The following is a 17,897-nucleotide window of genomic DNA, read 5'->3' on the forward strand; positions in this document are numbered from 1 at the left end:
TACAGCCCGCCCAACTCAAAGACATCCCATGACCATGAACGCCTATTCCCGCCGTGACTTTCTTGCCCATCAGTCAATGGGCTTCGGCTCCTTCGCTCTGGCCTGGCTCCTCAAACAGGAACGATCCCAGGCGAAGCCGAAGAGCGTCGATCATAAGCCGCATAACGATCTGCTCCCTCGGGACACCCATTTCGAGCCCAAAGCCAAGGCAATGATTTCGCTGTTCCAGCACGGCGGCCCTTCGCACATGGACCTGACTGATCCGAAGCCGGAACTCTCGCGGCAGGACGGCGTTGAATACACCGGCGACATCAAGTTCAGCTTCGTGAACGAAGCGAGCAAGAAGCTGTTCGGTTCGCCGTGGTCCTTCAAGCCGCACGGCGAATGTGGCACTGAACTTTCCGAGCTTCTTCCCCATACCGCCGAGATTGTCGACGACATCTGCCTGATTCGCAGCATGCATACCGGAGCCAACGGGCACGAGGTCTCCATTCGCTACTTCCACGGAGGCATTCCCGGCGTCCTCGGCCGCCCCACGCTCGGCTCCTGGCTGGTCTATGCCCTCGGCTCCGAAACGCAGAATCTTCCCGCTTACATGGTCCTGACCGATCCGGGTGGATTGCCGGTCGATGGTGTGACCAACTGGTCGAACGGATTTATGCCGGCGTTGTTTCAGGGCACGGTTCTACGACCGAAGGAGCCGCGGATTCTGAACCTCCAGGCGCCTGCTCATCTGCAGGGAAAGTTCCAGGAGCAGAACCTCGACCTGCTTCAGACACTCAACCAGCGACATCTGGAACAGCATCCTGGAGAAGCCGAACTCGAGGCCCGGATCGCGAGTTACGAACTGGCGGCCCGAATGCAGACCGCGGCGACCGAAGCGCTCGATATCTCACAGGAGACCGAAGCGACTCAGAAGCTATACGGCCTCGACAATCCAAAGAGCCGCGAATACGGCACCCGTTGTCTGATCGCCCGCCGCCTCGTGGAGCGAGGAGTCCGTTTCGTCCAGTTGTTCCACAACAATCAGCCGTGGGACAACCATGCGAGCATCAAGAGCGGACTCCCCTCGATCTGTCAAAAAACGGACCAGCCGGCAGCGGCTCTGGTGAAGGACCTGAAGCAGCGAGGTCTGCTTGATTCCACCATCGTCCACTGGGGTGGAGAGATTGGTCGCCTTCCGGTCACTCAGGAACAGGGTTCCCCCGAGAAAGCGGGCCGCGATCACAACGGCCAGGGCTTCAGCATCTGGCTGGCCGGCGGCGGGATCAAAGGAGGCATGGCTTACGGGAAAACCGACGAGGTCGGCCACAAGGCCGTTGAGAACGTCGTGACTCCCAACGACTACCAGGCCACGATCATGCACCAGTTTGGACTGAACTACGAAGATCTCATGTACGTGGCCAGCGGCCGCGAGGAAATTATCACCGCGAAGCGGCCAGCTAAAGTCGTGAGTGATATTCTGGCATGATCTGATAGCGCGGCTTGCTTCAGTAGGCCTTTGCGGACGCGAAAAAAGAAGAGTCTCGTGGGGACGGCTGTCGCTGAGGATGCAATCTCCGAACTTGCCGGTTCATCAGCTGAAAATGGCGAATAGCCACTACTTGGGATCGCCGGACAATCGCCTTCTCCGGCGCCGGTAAGTTCCGTGACAGGCGCTTCGGCAGCGTTCATTCAGCATCCGTCAGAAGGCTTATTGCCGCAGCCCTGATCGACTCTAATCCGGCAACCGAGAGCCGCCCATAACCGGCGGTGCCGGCGTCTTCTTCGCTGGTCTGCTGGACTTCGCCGTCCAAATCGACATAGGCGGCGATGAAGTCGTGCATCTGTGCGCGGCTCCAGCCACGGCGTTGTTCGACCAGACTCAGATACTCGATCAGTTGCTCGGCTTCGCGATAGGCTTTCAGGCGGAGCGAATGTCGAATGACGGTCTTCCCGTCCGGAGTCCTGTCGAAGATAAACAACCCGAGTTGATCCGCCTCGTTCAGGGCCTTTCCGGACTTATCAACCGTTTGCCACGGAACAATGCCCGTTGCTCCGTCCTGCCAGGCATCCAGGGCCCACGCCTGAATGTTGCGGTTACTCTGGTCAACGTGGTTCGACGTGCCGTAAACCCAGGCCTGCAGGCCTTCTGTTCTCATCCGATCCGTGACGAGACGACGGTAGTTCTGAAACGCGGAGGAAGAAACGATCCACAAATCATCCTGCCGCTCCAGTTGCCCCCGACAGTATTCGGGACGCGAAATGTCGATCCGGTAGTCAATCTGAATCTCATCGGCCTCTGCTCGGCCACGATCCGTGAGGTCTCCGTAGTATTGGAGAGCCCGGTAATCCCAATAGCTGGACGGTTCATCGAGAATCCACGGAGCTTTGGTGAGCTGATCGAGTCCGCCTTTATTGTTGAAGTAAACCTGAAAACCGGCGTCATGCCACTGCTTCCGTTTCGCCAGCCGGACAAAGTCCTCAAGGATATTCACGTAGGTCTGAGCATATTCGGGAGACTGCTTGAAGGCTTCGTAAGCATCCGGATTCCCATTGAAGTAGGCCCGACAATGCAGAGGCCAGCTCTCGTGAAAGGTCAGATAGAATCCCGGAGCGGGAATCGGGCCGCGGTGGCCCTCGTTGAAGAGGGAACCATCGATGAACGGGCCGAACGCCTCGGCAAAGTCCTCCCAGTAGGCCTCCGCTGCTCCTGGAGCGATGTCGTCATAACGACGGTTGTCCATCCGACGCCCAGATCGTAATCGCATGTCGAGATTGCTCTTTCGCGAGCCGGGGGCAGCCGTGTTGTGTGAGTAGTGCAGAATATTGGCGTGCACGCGATGGTCGTAGGCGATCTGCTGCAGTGCGTAGTAATCGTCGACATGATCCGGCAACCCATAACTATTCATCTCGCAGAAGAACGTGGCTCGTCGGGGAAGCGAGAATGGGAGAACTTCGAGGAGAAGCGGAACGGTCCGCCCGTCCGAAACCGTGAGCTCTCCGAAATACTCCCCGGCTTTCGCATCGAACGGGACGAAGATGTCGGCGATGATCGATTGATCCTGCTGCTCATTAAGCGTGATCTGGTCCGGGAGCGGCATCAGAGCATCGGGAATCGCGCGATTCCCGGCCAACACGTAAACCGACTGCCAGAGATCAATTCGGACAGGCAGAGATCTCAGCGCGACCTGAACGCCCGCGTCACCTTGTCCGCGAAGCAGGACTTGAAACCCGACGACTTCGCCGGCAGCCGCCCGAAGATGGACCGCAGTTCCATCAAAGATCGGGTTTGCTCTTCGATAGTCGGCTGGAAGGTCGCCAACCGGATCTCCGCTTTGATCATACTTATCCAGTACTGGAACAACGCTAATGCCCCTGGTCTCAGCCGCCGGATATCGCTGGACAGAAACGTCGGGGGTCTCCACGGGAGTCGAACGGAAGACGATTCCGCGGAATTCGACTGGACCCGACGATCGCCCCATTCGGTCGATTGATGCGACCTGGATCTCATGGACTGCATCAGGAAGAATCGAGTCCGGCAGGTCACGCAGGAAAATCGTCTGCAGACTGGAGTCGTGATTCACGAACGGAATGTTGTGTCGCCCCAAACGGTGACCATCGACGGTTACTTCGTATGCGAATCCCGCTCGTGGAGGAACGAGCGACAATTCCGCGTTCGCTGGCCCGAGGGGCAGAACCTGCAGATCCGATGGCGGAGTCGGTTCCTGTTCGAGCGGTTCCCCGACATCCAGAAGCAGATAAGGTTTCTTCGAAGACTGTTCCCGGGAAAAGATGGTCGGATTGCGACCATAGTCGGCAGTGTGTTCGTGAATCGCCAGACCCTGAGCGGCTCCGATTACCATCGCATACACCATGTCCGCGGGAAGAGCCCAGCGATAACTGCCGTCCACAATTGTGGAGTCGATGCTCGTCACCAGCGTGAAGCTGTTTCCTCCACAGACCGCCGGGAACCGTGCTCCCGGATACCCCCAGTCAACAATTCCTTCAACACCGGCTGTCAGCCCATTCGACTGGTACTCATCCCAGGGCGTGGCGATCGTCGAAATCGTGACGCCCTCAATCATGTGATCCCCCTGAGCACAAACGAGGCTCGCCGACCGAACCTCGCGTCCTCGGACCGCAGACAGATCAAAGCCCATCGCCACAATATGCTGATTGCCTTTGATGCGGATACGCCCCTGCCGACCACCGTTCACCGTCCATTCACCGCCGACCATGACAATAGAGTTGTCCTGGATGACGTCAACCCGTACGTTTTCGGCTGCCGCGGGGCGTATTGCGGATGTCAGTAATGAGGCCAGAACAAACAGAAATGCGCTGCCGCTCCTGAAGGCCAGTCGGCTGAAACTCTCCATGGTCGAAATCCTTGCGATCTGAACGAGGCTTCCAGAAGCGTCACAGAACGGGGCCGAGCATCGCGACGGCGTTGTTGAAGAACCGCTGATACACCGGCCAGTTGGCGACCGCTTCGGGATCGACCGTCCGCGACTGTTGCAGGTAAGTTTCCTGCCGCTCCCGGACCGCGGCCGTTAACTCGGTATCGTGAAACAGAATGTTGTTTTCGTAATTGAGTTCGAAACTGCGGCGATCCATATTCGCCGAGCCGATCAATGTCATTTCTCCATCGATTGTCAGCGACTTCGTATGGAGCAGACCGCCTTCGTACTCGCGTACCTTCACACCGGCGGCCAGCATGTCGGCATAATAACTTCGACTCGCAGCGGCGACAAAAAGAGAATCGTTGCGAGCCGGGAAGATGATCGTCGTGTCGACGCCCCGCCGGGCACTGGCGCAGATCGCGCTCAGCATCGAATCATCAGGGACGAAATAGGGCGTCGTGATGAAAAGCTCTTCGCGAGCGGTATACATCAGGTTCTCGAACACCTCGGGCATCGCGGAGTAGCGGATTGTCGGTCCGGTGCCGATCACCTGTGCGGCAAAGCCTTCTTTCTGCGCCGGCACAGACGTTCGCAGCAGTTCTTCAAGATCCTCATCGACATGAGCCATCCAGTCGCTGACAAACAACTGCTGATTCTGCCAGACGATTGGCCCCTTGAAACGAATCAAGGCATCGACCCAGGGGGCGAACTTCGCTTTGACACGGAACTCGGGATCGGCGCAGTTCTGGCTGCCACAATAGGTGATGCAGTTGTCGATAACGATGATCTTACGGTGATTTCGCAGATCGATCCGCCCGCGCAGTGGCCGCAGCAGCAGATTCCCCAGCGGGAGTGCCACGGCGCAGTGAGCGCCAGCATCTTTCATTGCCTGCCAGTGCGACGAACCGGTCATGGTTCGACTTCCCAGGCCGTCGGCCATGACGCGACATTGAACTCCGCGAGCGGCCGCTCTCTTCACAGCTTCGACGACCTTCATCCCGTTGTTGTCGGGCAGCCAGATGTAGAAGAGAAGATGAACGTTCTCCCGAGCGGCATCGATGTCGGCAACGATCCGATCGATGGCGGCATCGGAGTCGGCCATCAATTCCCCGCGATTGCCTCCCAGAGGTGGAAAACCGTTGACGGTCTCCCCCACCCGGAACAGATGTGCGAATCGCTCATCGAGGGTGACGGTCAGCACCGAGCTTTGCGAATCGAAGACCGAGAGAGCATCAGGCATCTGTTTCAGCACGGACTTGATTCTGGCCACTCGCCGGCGGCCGACATTGGTTTCACCCAGCAGGATATAGGCGATGATACCCGCAACCGGAAGGACCAGAATCACAATGATCCAGGCCAGACGAGAGGCCGGCTCTCGATGCGGTCGGAGAATGGCCCGCGCTGCGACCAGCAGATGAACTGCATAAACCGTGGCGGTCCAGAGTGCGGTCGTGAAAAGCGTCATTCTGATGCCTGTTCAGTTCGCTGCTTGAGCCTGGCAACCAGAAACGCGGTTGGTGATTCAAAGGACTGCTCGCGTGATCCCGGGTAGACGAGAATGCACTTCGTTCCCTGCTCCCGACAATGTTCCTGAAGTTTGATGCCAAAGTTCGATGTGTGCGTCGGGTCTTTCTGAGGTTCGCCAATCGCTGGGGCGCTGCGGTAGATTAAGTAAACCGGAGGGTCGTCTTTTGACACCAGAGCATAGGGCGAGTACTCGTTAATCCATGGTTCGATCTCATCTCGCTGCTCAAGGAAGTCCGCAAAAGACTTCAAGCCGAATGCGTGGCTTCCATAACGGCTGTTCGGAGTCCACTCTTTCATCTGACGGGGATCGAGCGTGGTTTGAGCGCCGATCACAGCGGCACACCAGAGGCGGCTCGATTCGCGGGCGACAGGATCGTCGCTGTCAGGATCGGCAAGATCGTCGTGGAACGCCAGCCAGAGACTGGAACAGGCGCCCGCTGATCCGCCGGCCGCACCGATTCGCTCTTTATCGAGATTCCATTCCTTCGCTTTGCTCCGCACGAACTGGAGAGCACGGGCGGCATCGTGCAGCGGTGCTTTTACAGGAGGTTCGACGCCCTCCTCTTCTCCGTTTTGCACATAGCGATAGTTGATGGCGACGACGGAAATCCCGGCTTTCAGTAGAGCCTGCACGTCGGCAAAGCGATCGACGCGATCTTTATCGCCGCCACGCCATCCTCCGCCATGAATGACAAATGCCACGGGTGTCGGCGTTTTCGAATCGGCCTGCCAGAAGTCGAGGACGTTTCTTGCATGATCGCCATATCGCACATTCGACTTCGTGGGAGCGACGGCTGTCTCTGTCGACTTCGTTTCGGTCTGCTTCGATCGCCGCTCGTCGCCGAGAGCCGGAAGTCCGATCAACACCCCGACGATCATCAAAGTAAGAAACCTGGAAACACTGTTCATGGAGGTGTCGCTTTCAAAAGGAGGACAGGACCGACGCCGATTAGCATCCGTTATACGAAAGGCTGGGGTGAACACAACCGTTCATCAACTCAGGGACTTCACTCGCCACTATTCTCGCATGCCGTGGCCCCCGTTGATACAATACGACCCCGGTGCCGCACTCGCCTCCTTTTCCTCACGGAGCCCTCCTTGATGAGTGACCACGATTCGCCACAAGTTCCCCGTCGGGATTTTCTGAAAGGCACACTCGCTGCCGCCGCGGTCACTGCCCACTCAAGTGGAACCAGTCGAGCCGCAGGACCGCGGGACTCCGGTCGCATTGCCGCGGAGAATCAGCGTGAAGGATCGCTGGACTGGCAGTTGACGCGCGTCCGTGTCGACGGCGGACGCTTCCGCTCTCCCTGGATTGAAGGCTACTGCTCTCGTCAGAGTGTGCAGGTGGGCGACAAGCTCGATGTAATGGTCTCCTCCAACCCGGCTCGCTCGTTCAAACTCGAGATCTTTCGCATGGGCTACTACGGTGGACGCGGGGCGCGGCTCGTGCGAACGTTCGACTCGCTTCCCTCGCAGACACAACCGACGCCTCAGCCCGGCGAGAAGAACCTGCATGAATGTCAGTGGGAGCCGACGGTCTCGTTCACGATTCCCGAGGACTGGCTCAGCGGAGTCTACCTGGGTCGAATGACGACAATCCCCGAAGGCAACGAATCGTACTGGCAAAGCTATATCGTGTTCGTCGTCCGCGATAATCGTCCGGCCGATATTCTCTTTCAGACGAGTGAGAACACCTGGCAGGCGTACAACCGCTGGCCGAACAACTACTCGATTTACACGCACCCCAAAGGAAATCAGGGACCGTGGGCGGATGTCAGTTTCGATCGGCCGTATGGTCGCGAAGCCCAGTACGATGGGGTCGTGAACGATCCCCTTACGGTCGGTTCCGGAGAGTTTCTGCCGTTCGAGTTTCCGCTCGCCTACTGGCTCGAACAACACGGGTATGATGTCACGTACTGTGCCAACGCCGACATGCTGACGCCGGACCGCGGGCTGAAAACCAGATGCTTTATCAGTGTCGGACACGACGAGTACTGGGATCTGCGACAGTTCCGCAGTGTCGAAGCCATGCGCGATGCCGGCGTGAACCTGATGTTTCTTTCGGGAAATTCGGTCTGCTGGGTCACGCCTTACCGGGAGAGCAGCAGCGGCATCGAGAACCGCATCATCTTCCGGGGCGGCCCGTACGGAGCGGACAACGACTACGCCGTAAATCGTCATAACGATCATGGCCCGTTCCCGCATCGTGGACCGGACGAAGGACTGTTGATGGGCGCGAGAAACGTGGAACCGGTCAACGGAGGTGGAGACTGGATCATCACGAAGCCCGACCACTGGATCTTCAACGGAACCGGTGTGAAAGCAGGCGACGCGATCCCCGGTTTGATCGGCTGGGAGTATCACGGTGATCCGGCAGACATCTCCGGGCTCGAAGTGGTTGCGGGCGGCACGGCCTGGCAAGGGGGCGTGAATCCACAGCAGTGGACGGCGACTGTCTACCCGGGTCCCAAAGGCAACTTCGTGTTCAATGCCGCGACAATATTCTGGGCACAGGGGTTGAGTTCGCCGCCGGGGCATGTGCTTCCGTGGTCTCACTGGAGTCGCCCGCACGGCCCCGATCCACGCGTCCAGCAAATTACTCACAACTTCCTGCGCCGCGCCATCTCTTCTTGAGAGACGACAACTGAGTCCGATCTCCAGCGAAAGGTCTACGATGCGAGCACTGAGAGTCAGCAGTCTGGTTCTTCTCTGCCTGATGGCATTTCCCCCGGCTGCGACAGCCGAGCGGACCGACAAGCGTCCGAATGTCATCTTCATTCTGACCGATAACCACGGCGCCTGGTCGCTCGGCTGCTACGGCAACCCGGACGTGAAGACGCCCCACATCGACTCGCTTGCTCAACAGGGAACGCTCTTCGAACGGGCGTACGCAAACAACGCGGTCTGCTCGCCCACCCGAGCGACTCTGCTGACTGGTCTCATGCCCTGCCAACATGGCGTGCACTGTTTCCTAAGGGCCAACAATGCCCAGATCGGTCCAGACGCTTACTACACGCTCGAAGAGTTCGACACGCTTCCGCAGCTGCTGCATGAATCGGGGTACGCCTGTGGCCTCTCCGGGAAGTGGCACCTGGGCGACAACCTGCATCCTCAGGATGGCTGTTCCTACTGGGTGACCAAACCGCACGGGGGAAGTCGGGGGTTTTACGATCAGCAGATCATCGAGAACGAAGAGATCCGCGTCGAGCCACAGTACCTGACCGACTTTTGGACCGATCATGGCGTCAAGTTTATCGAGCAGAACAAAGACCGCCCCTTTTTCCTGATGCTCGCCTACAACGGGCCTTACGGACTCGGCGGAGCGATTGATGAACCGATTCGGAATCGTCATCTCGAAACTTACGGCGACGCCGAGCTTCCCTCGTTCCCGCGAACGGAGCCGGAACCCTGGAACTTCAACTACGGTGACCGCATTGGCGACCTTCCGACGATCCGTAAGTATGCAGCCGAGATCAGCGGAATCGATGATGGCGTCGGTCGCATCCTGGAAACTCTCAAGCGGCTCAACCTCAGTGAAGATACCCTAATCGTCTTCACGGCCGATCAGGGACTGGCTGGCGGGCACAGTGGCTACTGGGGGATGGGCGATCACACCCGCCCGCTCACCGCCTTCGACTGGACCATTCACGTTCCGCTGATTTACAAGCTGCCGGGCAAGATCACGGCTGGCCAGCGGGTCGAACAGGTTGTCGACCATACCGACTTCCTGCCGACAATGTGCCAGCTGCTCGACCTGAAGCAACCCGAAGGTCTACCGGGCCGCGGCTATGCTCGAATGCTGAAAGGAGAATGGGACGGAACCTGGGATGACACCGTTTACTATGAATTTGAGAACGTCCGCGCGATCCGCACGCCGAGGCGGAAGTACATCGAGCGGATCCATGAGAGCCCGAACGAACTTTACGACCTCACCAAAGATCCCGGCGAGAGAAACAACCTGATCGACGATCCAGCCTATGCCGTCGATGTCGTCGAACTCCGCGAACAGCTTCACGCTCACTTCAAGGAGATCGCGAATCCGAAATGGGATCTGTGGAACGGAGGCGGCTCGAAGAGCTATCTGATGATGTCCAAACTCTTCGAGGAAGCGAAAGCAAAGAAAACCTCGGAGGTCGATCTCGAAGAACCCGCTGGCAGCTTTGAACCCGCTCCTCTCCAGGTGCCTGAAGGATATACCGTCGAACTCGCGGCTGCTCCGCCGCTGGTCGCTCATCCTCTGATGGGAGACTTTGATGAACAGGGGCGGCTCTATCTGGCCGCGAACGCCGGCGAGAACCTGCGGCGGCCGGAACTGGAAGAGAAGCTGCCGAACTTTGTGCAACGACTCGAAGATGTCGACGGGGACGGCGTCTTCGACAAGGCGACCACGTTCGCCGACAAGATGACGTTTCCGCAGGGCTGCCTGTGGCATCAGGGGTCCCTCTATGTCGCATCGAGTGGGGCCATCTGGAAGCTGACTGACACCGATGACGACGGCGTGGCCGACGAGCGGGTCAAACTGGTTGGCGACTTCGGGTACACCGGCAACGCAGCCGATGTGCATGGTCCGTTTCTCGGGCCGGAAGGACGTATCTACTGGTGTGAAGGCCGGCACGGTCACGAGATTACCGATGCCGCCGGGAACCTCATCAGCAAGGGGAAAGCGGCTCGCATTTTCTCGTGCCTCCCCGATGGCTCCGATGTGCAGACTTACTGCATGGGCGGTATGGATAATCCGGTCGAGGTCGTCTTTACGCCGGAAGGGGAGATGCTCGGCACGGTCAATCTGATGTATTCGAAGCCGCGAGGCGATTGTCTGGTCAACTGGCAGTACGGCGGCGTCTACCCGCGTGAAGACTTCGCCGAAGGTCTCGGCAGCGAGTTTATTCGGACGGGCGACCTGCTGCAGGAAGTCCACAACTTCGGTCATGTCGCTGTTTCGGGACTCTGCCGTGTTCACGGAGACCGACTGGGGCCGGGTTTCGACGGCTCGATCTTCGTGACGCAGTTCAACACGAATCGCATCTCGCGAGTCACACTCAAACCGGATGGTTCGAGCTATGCCGTCGATTCGCTCGAAGATTTCGTGGTCAGCAGTAGCAAGGATTTTCGCCCGACCGATGTTCTGGAAGCCCCGGACGGCTCGCTGCTCGTCATCGATACCGGCGGCTGGTTCCGCATCGGTTGTCCGCAATCTCAGGTGGCGAAGTCGCATATTCGAGGAGCAATCTATCGCATCCGCAAGAAGTCCCCGGCGGAGCCCGCCGTCGCGACAATCCACGATGATGATTCCCCCAAAGCGAGAATGGCAACGATCTGGCATCTTCGCAGGACCGCGTTGCCGGAACTGATCAGTCAACTGCCGAACTTCCTGAAGGACGGGGACAGCTCCGTTCGCCAGACCGCCATTCGCTCGCTGCTCGATGTCCCCTGGAATCAGGCCGAGACGTTGAAGCCGGAGTTGATCGATCGACTTCGGAACGGCGAACCGGGGGAACGCCGAGTCGCCGCGCTGGTGCTCGGACGCCACAGTCAACAGGATGCGACGATGATGCCCGTTCTGGTTGAAGCACTGGCTCGCCCGGAGAACGATCGGCTCATCCGCCATGGTCTGATTCTCGGTCTCATCAACGCCAGCGACCGGAGGCGACTTTCGGAACTGCTGATCGATCCGCGTCCCGGCGTCAGTTCGGCGGCAGCCATCGCGCTGGAACAGCTTCGCCGGCCACAGGTCAATCCGGACGACCAGAACTGGCTTGAGATCCCAGCCGCCTCGCTCGGAAAGACTCTGTCGGATGAAGATCGCAATCGGCTTTTGACTGTTGAGCAGACACTTCCGAAGGGAGATCTCAACCACGGCCGCACGGTCTTTGAGAGCACGAAAGCGGCCTGCAACAAATGCCATCGAGTCAGTGGCACCGGCGGTCAGGTCGGTCCCGATCTTTCGACGATCGGCAAGAGCCGGTCCCGTCGCGATCTGCTCGAAGCGATCCTCTACCCCAGCGCCAGTTTTGTGCGGGGCTTCGCTCCCTACACGGTGGTGACTGAAGACGGCAAGACGGCCAGCGGCATCATTCTCGGCGAAGGGCCCGAGGAACTGCACATCGGCATCGACAAAGAGAAGTCGACTCGTGTCCGAAACGAGACCGTTGAAGAGATTATCCCGTCGAACACGTCCATCATGCCGGAGGACGTCCATCGCATGCTCAGTCCACAGGACCTGGCCGATCTGATCGCCTATCTCGAATCCCTCGGTGCCGATTCCGGGCAGACGACGCGGACAAGTCGCTAACTGCAGAGAACTGCTGGACAATCGTCGAACAGGGAGCGACACTGAAGGGGCTCGGCTGCCACTCGAAGCTGAGCTCTTTTCGATCCCGTCTCGAACGTTTCTGTCATGATGCCCTTCTCTCTCCGAACGCTCCGCCGCGTGCTGAATGTGGTGGTCGTTGTGCTGATCGTGAAAGTCACGGTCGGCATCGTGCTCGGCTATCGAAACTACTTCCCGGCGAACTTCAACTCCGACTTTCTCCGCGGTCGTGAGGACTACTACTTCGGGGCATACAGCGGGGCGTTCTACGCGCATATCGTCGCGGGACCGGTTGTGCTGATGCTGGGACTGCTGTTGATAAGCACGCGGTTCCGAACGCGCTTTCCCCGCTGGCATCGCAAACTCGGCCGCGTTCAGGGGATGACGGTGCTGCTCCTGATTGTCCCGAGCGGACTCTGGATGGCCGCGTACGCCTCCTCGGGGCCGGTCGCCGGGGTCAGTCTGGCCCTGCTCGCGATTCTGACGGGAACAACGACTCTACTCGGGTGGAAAGCCGCGATACGGCGGCAGTTCGCGGAGCACCGTCGCTGGATGACACGCACGTTTCTACTACTCTGCTCGGCTGTCGTTCTGCGACTGTTCGGCGGGCTGGGAAGCGTGCTGGCCGTTCAAGCGGAATGGTACGACCCGGTCGCTACATGGATCAGCTGGGGACTGCCACTGCTCGGGTTCGAAATCTCTCTATGGAGGACGAAGCCCGGACGTCGACCGGTATTGATCCCATCCGAAAACGAGCTGACAGCAGTCTCTGCCACGTCCTAGAAATTCGTATCCTCAAACGTATCCCCACTGTCAGCCGTGATCAGCTTGTGCAGGATTTCGCGGTCAATCTCTGCGTTGAGTGAACCTGCATGGCCGTCGGCATACATGACATTGATGGCGTCCTCGTGGGGAAGTTCAGACCCCGGGGTGATACTCATCATGAGTGCCTCGTCGGCATCGTGCGGCGACATCCACGGCACGGCGTGTTCGTGAGGAACCTCCACAACCATCAACGTCTGGGTGCGACCGTCTGTGACCGTCGAAAGGTCTCGCGACTCGGTCGCTCGAATCAGACTCTCGGGGGACACGATGACCATGTAGTTCGTGTGGGACTGGTCGCCGTGGAACTCCGCGCATCGATAAACGGACGGAGCCGATTTCAGGGCGGCCGCATTCGCCGGACTGTCCCATGGTTCAGCGAGTTTGATCGAGCGATACAAAGCATCTTCATCGAGAAATGGCAGAATCAACGTTCGCCAGCTGTGAAGCGGATTTCCCTGATCATCAACCGTATAGGCGGGAGGCAGCACTCCGTACTGGGTTTGATAATTCAGCATCGCGGTCCCGACCTGCCTCAGATGATTGAGACATTGGACCCGCCGGGCAGCCGGCCGGGCAGATCGGATTCCGGGCAGCAGCAGGATTCCCAGGACAACAATAATCAGCATCGCGACGCCGGCTTCGATGAACGTGATTCCGCGCCGGCCTGGGCCTCTTCGAAGATTCGTGTTGAGCCTTCGCATTGATCCCCTCCTCATCTCATCGCCAGAAGAATCGCCACTGTTCATTGTAGCAGATAAGAGGAGGGGTAAAGCGGCGATTACTTCGGTTCAAACGGAACCGGAGGACGCGGCCCTTTCTCCGTGATTGCCTCAAAGATCGGATCAATTCGCTCTCTGACATCGAGCGTCTGGGGATCATCCGGCGAGAGTCGCTTCTCTTCGGGAAGCGAGCGGGCATCAATCACCGGTCCGTTCTTGCGAAAGACCCGCCACGAACCGTCGAACAGATTCTCTTTCCCGGCAAGGCCATGATGGACCCACTCGCGTGGAGTGCCCGGTTCGCCATGAATCTGATTCACGATGCTGCGACCATCAACCGGAACCGATTCCAGCATGACCGTCTGAGACAGTTCGCAGAACGTGGGAAACAGATCGGTTACGTCGATCAGATCCTGACACACCGTTCCGGCTGCGACCTGCTTCGGTCCCCAGGCAATCAGCGGCACGTGCGAACCGGCATCGGTCAAAGTCGCCTTGCCGCCATTCACGTTCCCCGCCTCAGTGTGCCGCGTGTGCGGCCGTTGTCCCTGCTCGCCGGCCTGGGGGTTCTTGAAATCGACCTCATGCGTTCCGTTGTCGCCCATGAAAATGACATACGTGTTCTCCCGGATCCCCATCGCTTCGACTTCGTCGAGCAGTTGTCCCACGAGCTTGTCCATGTAGTTGATCATCGAGCCGAGGCTGGCGGGGCGTCCTTTCGCTCGATCGTCCGGCGTTTCGATGATCGGATCGTGTGGAAGCAGTTCGTTGTGAACAATCAGAAACGGCTTCCCGGCGTCGTTCGCTTCATGCATCTGTTTAATGACATACTCGACGAGCACATCGGGCCCGAACCGGTCGGCGATGTCATCGCGGACTTTCCCGTCTTCATTGAAGGTCGGAGTCCAGTGGCGGAGCGTCTTTTGTCCTTTGAGCCAGATCTGCCAGATGCACCAGGAATCGAACCCGGCGTCCCGAATGTGCCCCGGCCAGACTTCGAGCGTCGCCAGCTGCCACTTCCCGGTCACGCTGGTGGAGTATCCGTTGTCCCGCAGCAGTTGAGCGAACGTCGGCATCTTCTGGAAGTTGACCTGACGGTCCGTCCCCTTGTGAACCGGCAGCACGTTGTAGTGGCGATGCCGCGTTGTATACAGCCCTGTGTGCAGGCTGACCCGGGAGGGCGTACAGACCGGACTGGTATAAGCTCGATCGAACCGCACGCCCTGCTCGGCCATCGCGTTAAGACGTGGTGTCTCGAAGTCGAGCCCTCCATAGCAGTTGAGAGCTTCGTACCCGATATCGTCGGCGAAGATCAGCAGAATGTTCGGCTGCCCGGCGGCGGCAGACGAAAGCGTGCCCAAAATTGCTGAGATCAGGAGAAAAGCCGGAAACAGACAACGTGTCATGACAGGTCCACTTCAGAGGAGGAGAGATTCAGGGAGACATTCTCTAAAAGGGCAAGACTAAGGAGGAGCAGGCACTGCAGGAGCGACGCGATCTTCGAGCTGATAATCAGGCCCGGTGAGGCGAATCTCCCGCATTTCCTCTTTCCCTGGTCCCGAGGGGGACTGGAAGGGCTCACCCATTAGAGAATGACCGCAATTCAGGATAACCTGAACAACCGAAGACGTCGAACGGGACGCTATCGGGAGTGTCAGACTGTGCCGATAATCGCAATGTTGCCTGGCGATCCAGAAGAACACCCATCCCCGCCGGGCCGACCGGCGTCAGGATTCGATTTTCAAGGTTGTTTCGAGCCGAAATTGCTGGACGGCCCCTTCATCGTCCATTAACATATCGGTAGCACTCGATAGATGCTCCCCACGATCATCACCGACGATGATCAATGTCTCGCCTGTTGACTCCTCCCGATTGGTGGCAACCTCATGATGGTTCCCATGCGGACTGCGTTGCGTGCTGGCCTCCTTGCCCTTTGCTTCGGGCTCCCTTTCTCGACATCAACTGCGGCAGACTCCCGGCCGATCAGCTTCGTGAACGACATTGTTCCGATCTTCACCAAGGCGGGCTGCAATGCTGGACCGTGTCATGCGAAGGCCGGCGGCGGTCCCAATGGTTTTCAGCTATCTCTGTTCGGCTTCGAACCGGACGAAGACTACGAAAGCCTCGTGATTGAAGGGAATGGCCGGCGGATTTTCCCCGCAGCTCCTGAACACAGTCTGCTGCTTCGCAAGGCAAGCGGCCAGATCTCGCACGGCGGCGGAGTCCGGTTGGAGTCGACCTCTGAGGAGTATCGAGAGTTGATTCAGTGGATCGAACAGGGAATGCCCTTTCGCACTCCCGACGATGTCGAGCTGGTCAGACTGAGCGTCGAACCCGAACGAGGCGTTGTTCCGCCCGGTCAATCTGTTCAGCTGAAGGCGATCGCCCACTACAGCGATCAGTCAACTCAAGATGTTTCCCGGCTGGCTCTGTTCGAGTCCAATTCCGAAGCGATGCTGCACGTCGACAAACTGGGGCTTGCGCAAGCCAAATCGCTCCCGGGACGAGCCGCTGTAATGGTTCGGTTCCAGGACAAAACGGCGGTTTACTCCGCGGCCATTCCTCTGGGGGCAGAGACGGGAGAGTTTCCACCGGCCCGCAACTTCATCGACGAGCACGTCTTCGGAAACCTGCGGGAGCTGGGCATTCCGACTTCGGAACCTTGCGATGACGGAACGTTTCTACGCCGCGTCACACTCGACATCGCGGGACGACTCCCCTCTGAAGAGGAAGCGACCGCCTTTCTGGCCGATTCCAGCGAGACGCGACGCGACCTGGCGATCGAACGCCTGCTAAAAAGCCCCGGGTACGCCGATTACTTCGCGAATAAATGGACGACTCTGCTCAAGAATCGCCGCGACGACGCCAGCGACATTACTTCGAACTTTGCTTTTCACGCCTGGATTCGCGACAGCCTGCTGGCCAACGTCCCGTACGACCAGCTTGTCCGTCAGCTGCTGGCGGCTACGGGAACCGTAGTCGAGAACCCACCGGTCGCCTGGTACAAGCGAGTCAAAGATCCAAAGGAGCAGCTCGAAGACGTCGCTCAGCTCTTCCTCGGAGTGCGGCTGCAGTGTGCGCAATGCCATCATCATCCGTTCGAACGCTGGGAACAGGACGACTATTACAGTCTGGCCGCGTTCTTCAGCCAGGTTGGTCGCAAGCCGACTGGAATTCGCGGGGAAGATCTGATCTTCCACGAACGAGGCGTGGCGACAGCAAAGAATGTGAAATCCGGCGAAGCTCTTCGCCCCGCCGCGTTGGGCGACAGCGTGGGCGAGATTCTCCCCGATCAGGACCCCCGACTTTTCCTGGCCGACTGGATGAGCGATCCGCAGAATCCGTTCTTCGCCAAGGCGGTTGTCAATCGTTACTGGAAGCACTTCTTCACTCGGGGGCTGATCGAACCGGAAGACGATATCCGCGATACGAATCCCCCGACCAACCCGGACCTGCTGGCCGATCTGGAACAGCATTTTGTGGAGAGTGGCTACGACCTGAAAGAACTGGTTCGGATCATTGTTCGTTCCAACGCCTATCAGCTCAGCTCGGAGCCGAACCAGGCCAATCTGGTTGACCGTCAGAACTACTCGCGGTTTTATCCCCGAAGACTCCAGGCCGAAGTCCTGCTCGATTCCATCGACGACTTGACCGGCAGCCGTACAATCTTCGCGAACTTGCCGACCACGACCCGAGCCATCGCCCTGCCGGATAACAGCTACAACCGTTCGTCCGAGTTCCTGCGCGTCTTCGGTCGTCCGGATAACACGAGTGTCTGTGAATGCGAACGTGTCCAGACTTCGACTCTCGCTCAGTTGCTTCATCTCATCAACTCCAGCGAGATCAAAAACAAGCTTGCGGCTGGAAACGGGACCGCCGCTCAGCTCGCCACATCTCCGGATTCCGAGGAAGCTCGCGTGCACCGCCTGTACATGTTGGCATTCTCCAGAAAGCCTCGCGCAGACGAACTGGAAACGGCGATAGCGTATCTGCAGGAGCCCGTTCTGAATGAAAAAGGGGAGCCGCTGCCTCCGCAGCAGGCCGCCCCCCAGAAATATCGTGACCTGATCTGGGCTCTCATGAACTCGAAAGAGTTTCTGTTCAATCACTGATCGCCATTCTTCGCTTTCG

The 17,897-nt window shown here is 58.6% G+C and carries 10 protein-coding genes; 5 read left to right on the forward strand and 5 right to left on the reverse strand.

What is annotated here, in order from left to right; all coding sequences use genetic code 11:
• The first annotated feature begins 28 nt into the window (after positions 1–28).
• Positions 29–1,471, forward strand: a complete 1,443-nt coding sequence (locus tag L1A08_RS12150) for a DUF1501 domain-containing protein (RefSeq protein WP_238756667.1) — start codon at positions 29–31, stop codon at positions 1,469–1,471.
• A 199-nt stretch (positions 1,472–1,670) separates the two neighbouring features.
• On the opposite strand, the gene L1A08_RS12155 is transcribed toward L1A08_RS12150, so the two are convergent.
• Genes L1A08_RS12155 through L1A08_RS12165 form a run of 3 tightly spaced genes read right to left on the reverse strand, consistent with a single transcriptional unit; the run spans position 1,671 to position 6,818 of the window.
• Entirely contained in the window at positions 1,671–4,358 is a 2,688-nt protein-coding gene (locus L1A08_RS12155) for a hypothetical protein (protein ID WP_238756668.1), read from the reverse strand.
• A 40-nt stretch (positions 4,359–4,398) separates the two neighbouring features.
• The gene (gene cls, locus L1A08_RS12160) at positions 4,399–5,847 is read right to left on the reverse strand and encodes a cardiolipin synthase (RefSeq protein ID WP_238756669.1); all 1,449 of its coding nucleotides are present in this window, start codon (positions 5,845–5,847) and stop codon (positions 4,399–4,401) included.
• On the reverse strand, positions 5,844–6,818 hold the full coding sequence (locus tag L1A08_RS12165; protein ID WP_238756670.1) for an alpha/beta hydrolase: 975 nt from the start codon (positions 6,816–6,818) through the stop codon (positions 5,844–5,846). Before L1A08_RS12165 ends, cls begins: the two co-directional genes overlap by 4 nt.
• Before the next feature lie 192 nt (positions 6,819–7,010).
• Here L1A08_RS12165 and L1A08_RS12170 point away from each other — a divergent pair, with 192 nt between their 5' ends.
• The 3 genes from L1A08_RS12170 to L1A08_RS12180 all read left to right on the forward strand — a co-directional run bounded on the left by L1A08_RS12170 (position 7,011) and on the right by L1A08_RS12180 (position 13,005).
• A complete protein-coding gene (locus tag L1A08_RS12170) occupies positions 7,011–8,546 on the forward strand; it encodes a twin-arginine translocation signal domain-containing protein (protein ID WP_238756671.1) in 1,536 nt (511 codons plus the stop codon).
• Positions 8,547–8,586: 40 nt separating this feature from the next.
• On the forward strand, positions 8,587–12,204 hold the full coding sequence (locus L1A08_RS12175) for a PVC-type heme-binding CxxCH protein (RefSeq protein WP_238756672.1): 3,618 nt from the start codon (positions 8,587–8,589) through the stop codon (positions 12,202–12,204).
• A 105-nt stretch (positions 12,205–12,309) separates the two neighbouring features.
• Positions 12,310–13,005 carry a DUF2306 domain-containing protein gene (locus L1A08_RS12180; protein WP_238756673.1) on the forward strand — a complete coding sequence of 232 codons (696 nt, stop codon included), beginning with the start codon at positions 12,310–12,312 and terminating at the stop codon, positions 13,003–13,005.
• On the opposite strand, the gene L1A08_RS12185 is transcribed toward L1A08_RS12180, so the two are convergent.
• Both L1A08_RS12185 and L1A08_RS12190 read right to left on the reverse strand, forming a co-directional pair.
• On the reverse strand, positions 13,002–13,748 hold the full coding sequence (locus tag L1A08_RS12185) for a DUF1559 family PulG-like putative transporter (RefSeq protein WP_238756674.1): 747 nt from the start codon (positions 13,746–13,748) through the stop codon (positions 13,002–13,004). The genes L1A08_RS12180 and L1A08_RS12185 overlap by 4 nt on opposite strands.
• Before the next feature lie 77 nt (positions 13,749–13,825).
• Positions 13,826–15,172, reverse strand: coding sequence for a sulfatase-like hydrolase/transferase (locus L1A08_RS12190; protein ID WP_238756675.1), 1,347 nt, complete (start codon positions 15,170–15,172; stop codon positions 13,826–13,828).
• 585 nt (positions 15,173–15,757) lie between these two features.
• Here L1A08_RS12190 and L1A08_RS12195 point away from each other — a divergent pair.
• Positions 15,758–17,878 (forward strand): DUF1549 domain-containing protein, encoded by a 2,121-nt coding sequence (locus L1A08_RS12195; RefSeq protein WP_238756676.1) that lies wholly within the window; start codon positions 15,758–15,760, stop codon positions 17,876–17,878.
• Positions 17,879–17,897 lie beyond the last annotated feature (19 nt).

The sequence above is a fragment of the Rubinisphaera margarita genome, assembly GCF_022267515.1.
GTDB classification, from domain to species: domain Bacteria; phylum Planctomycetota; class Planctomycetia; order Planctomycetales; family Planctomycetaceae; genus Rubinisphaera; species Rubinisphaera margarita.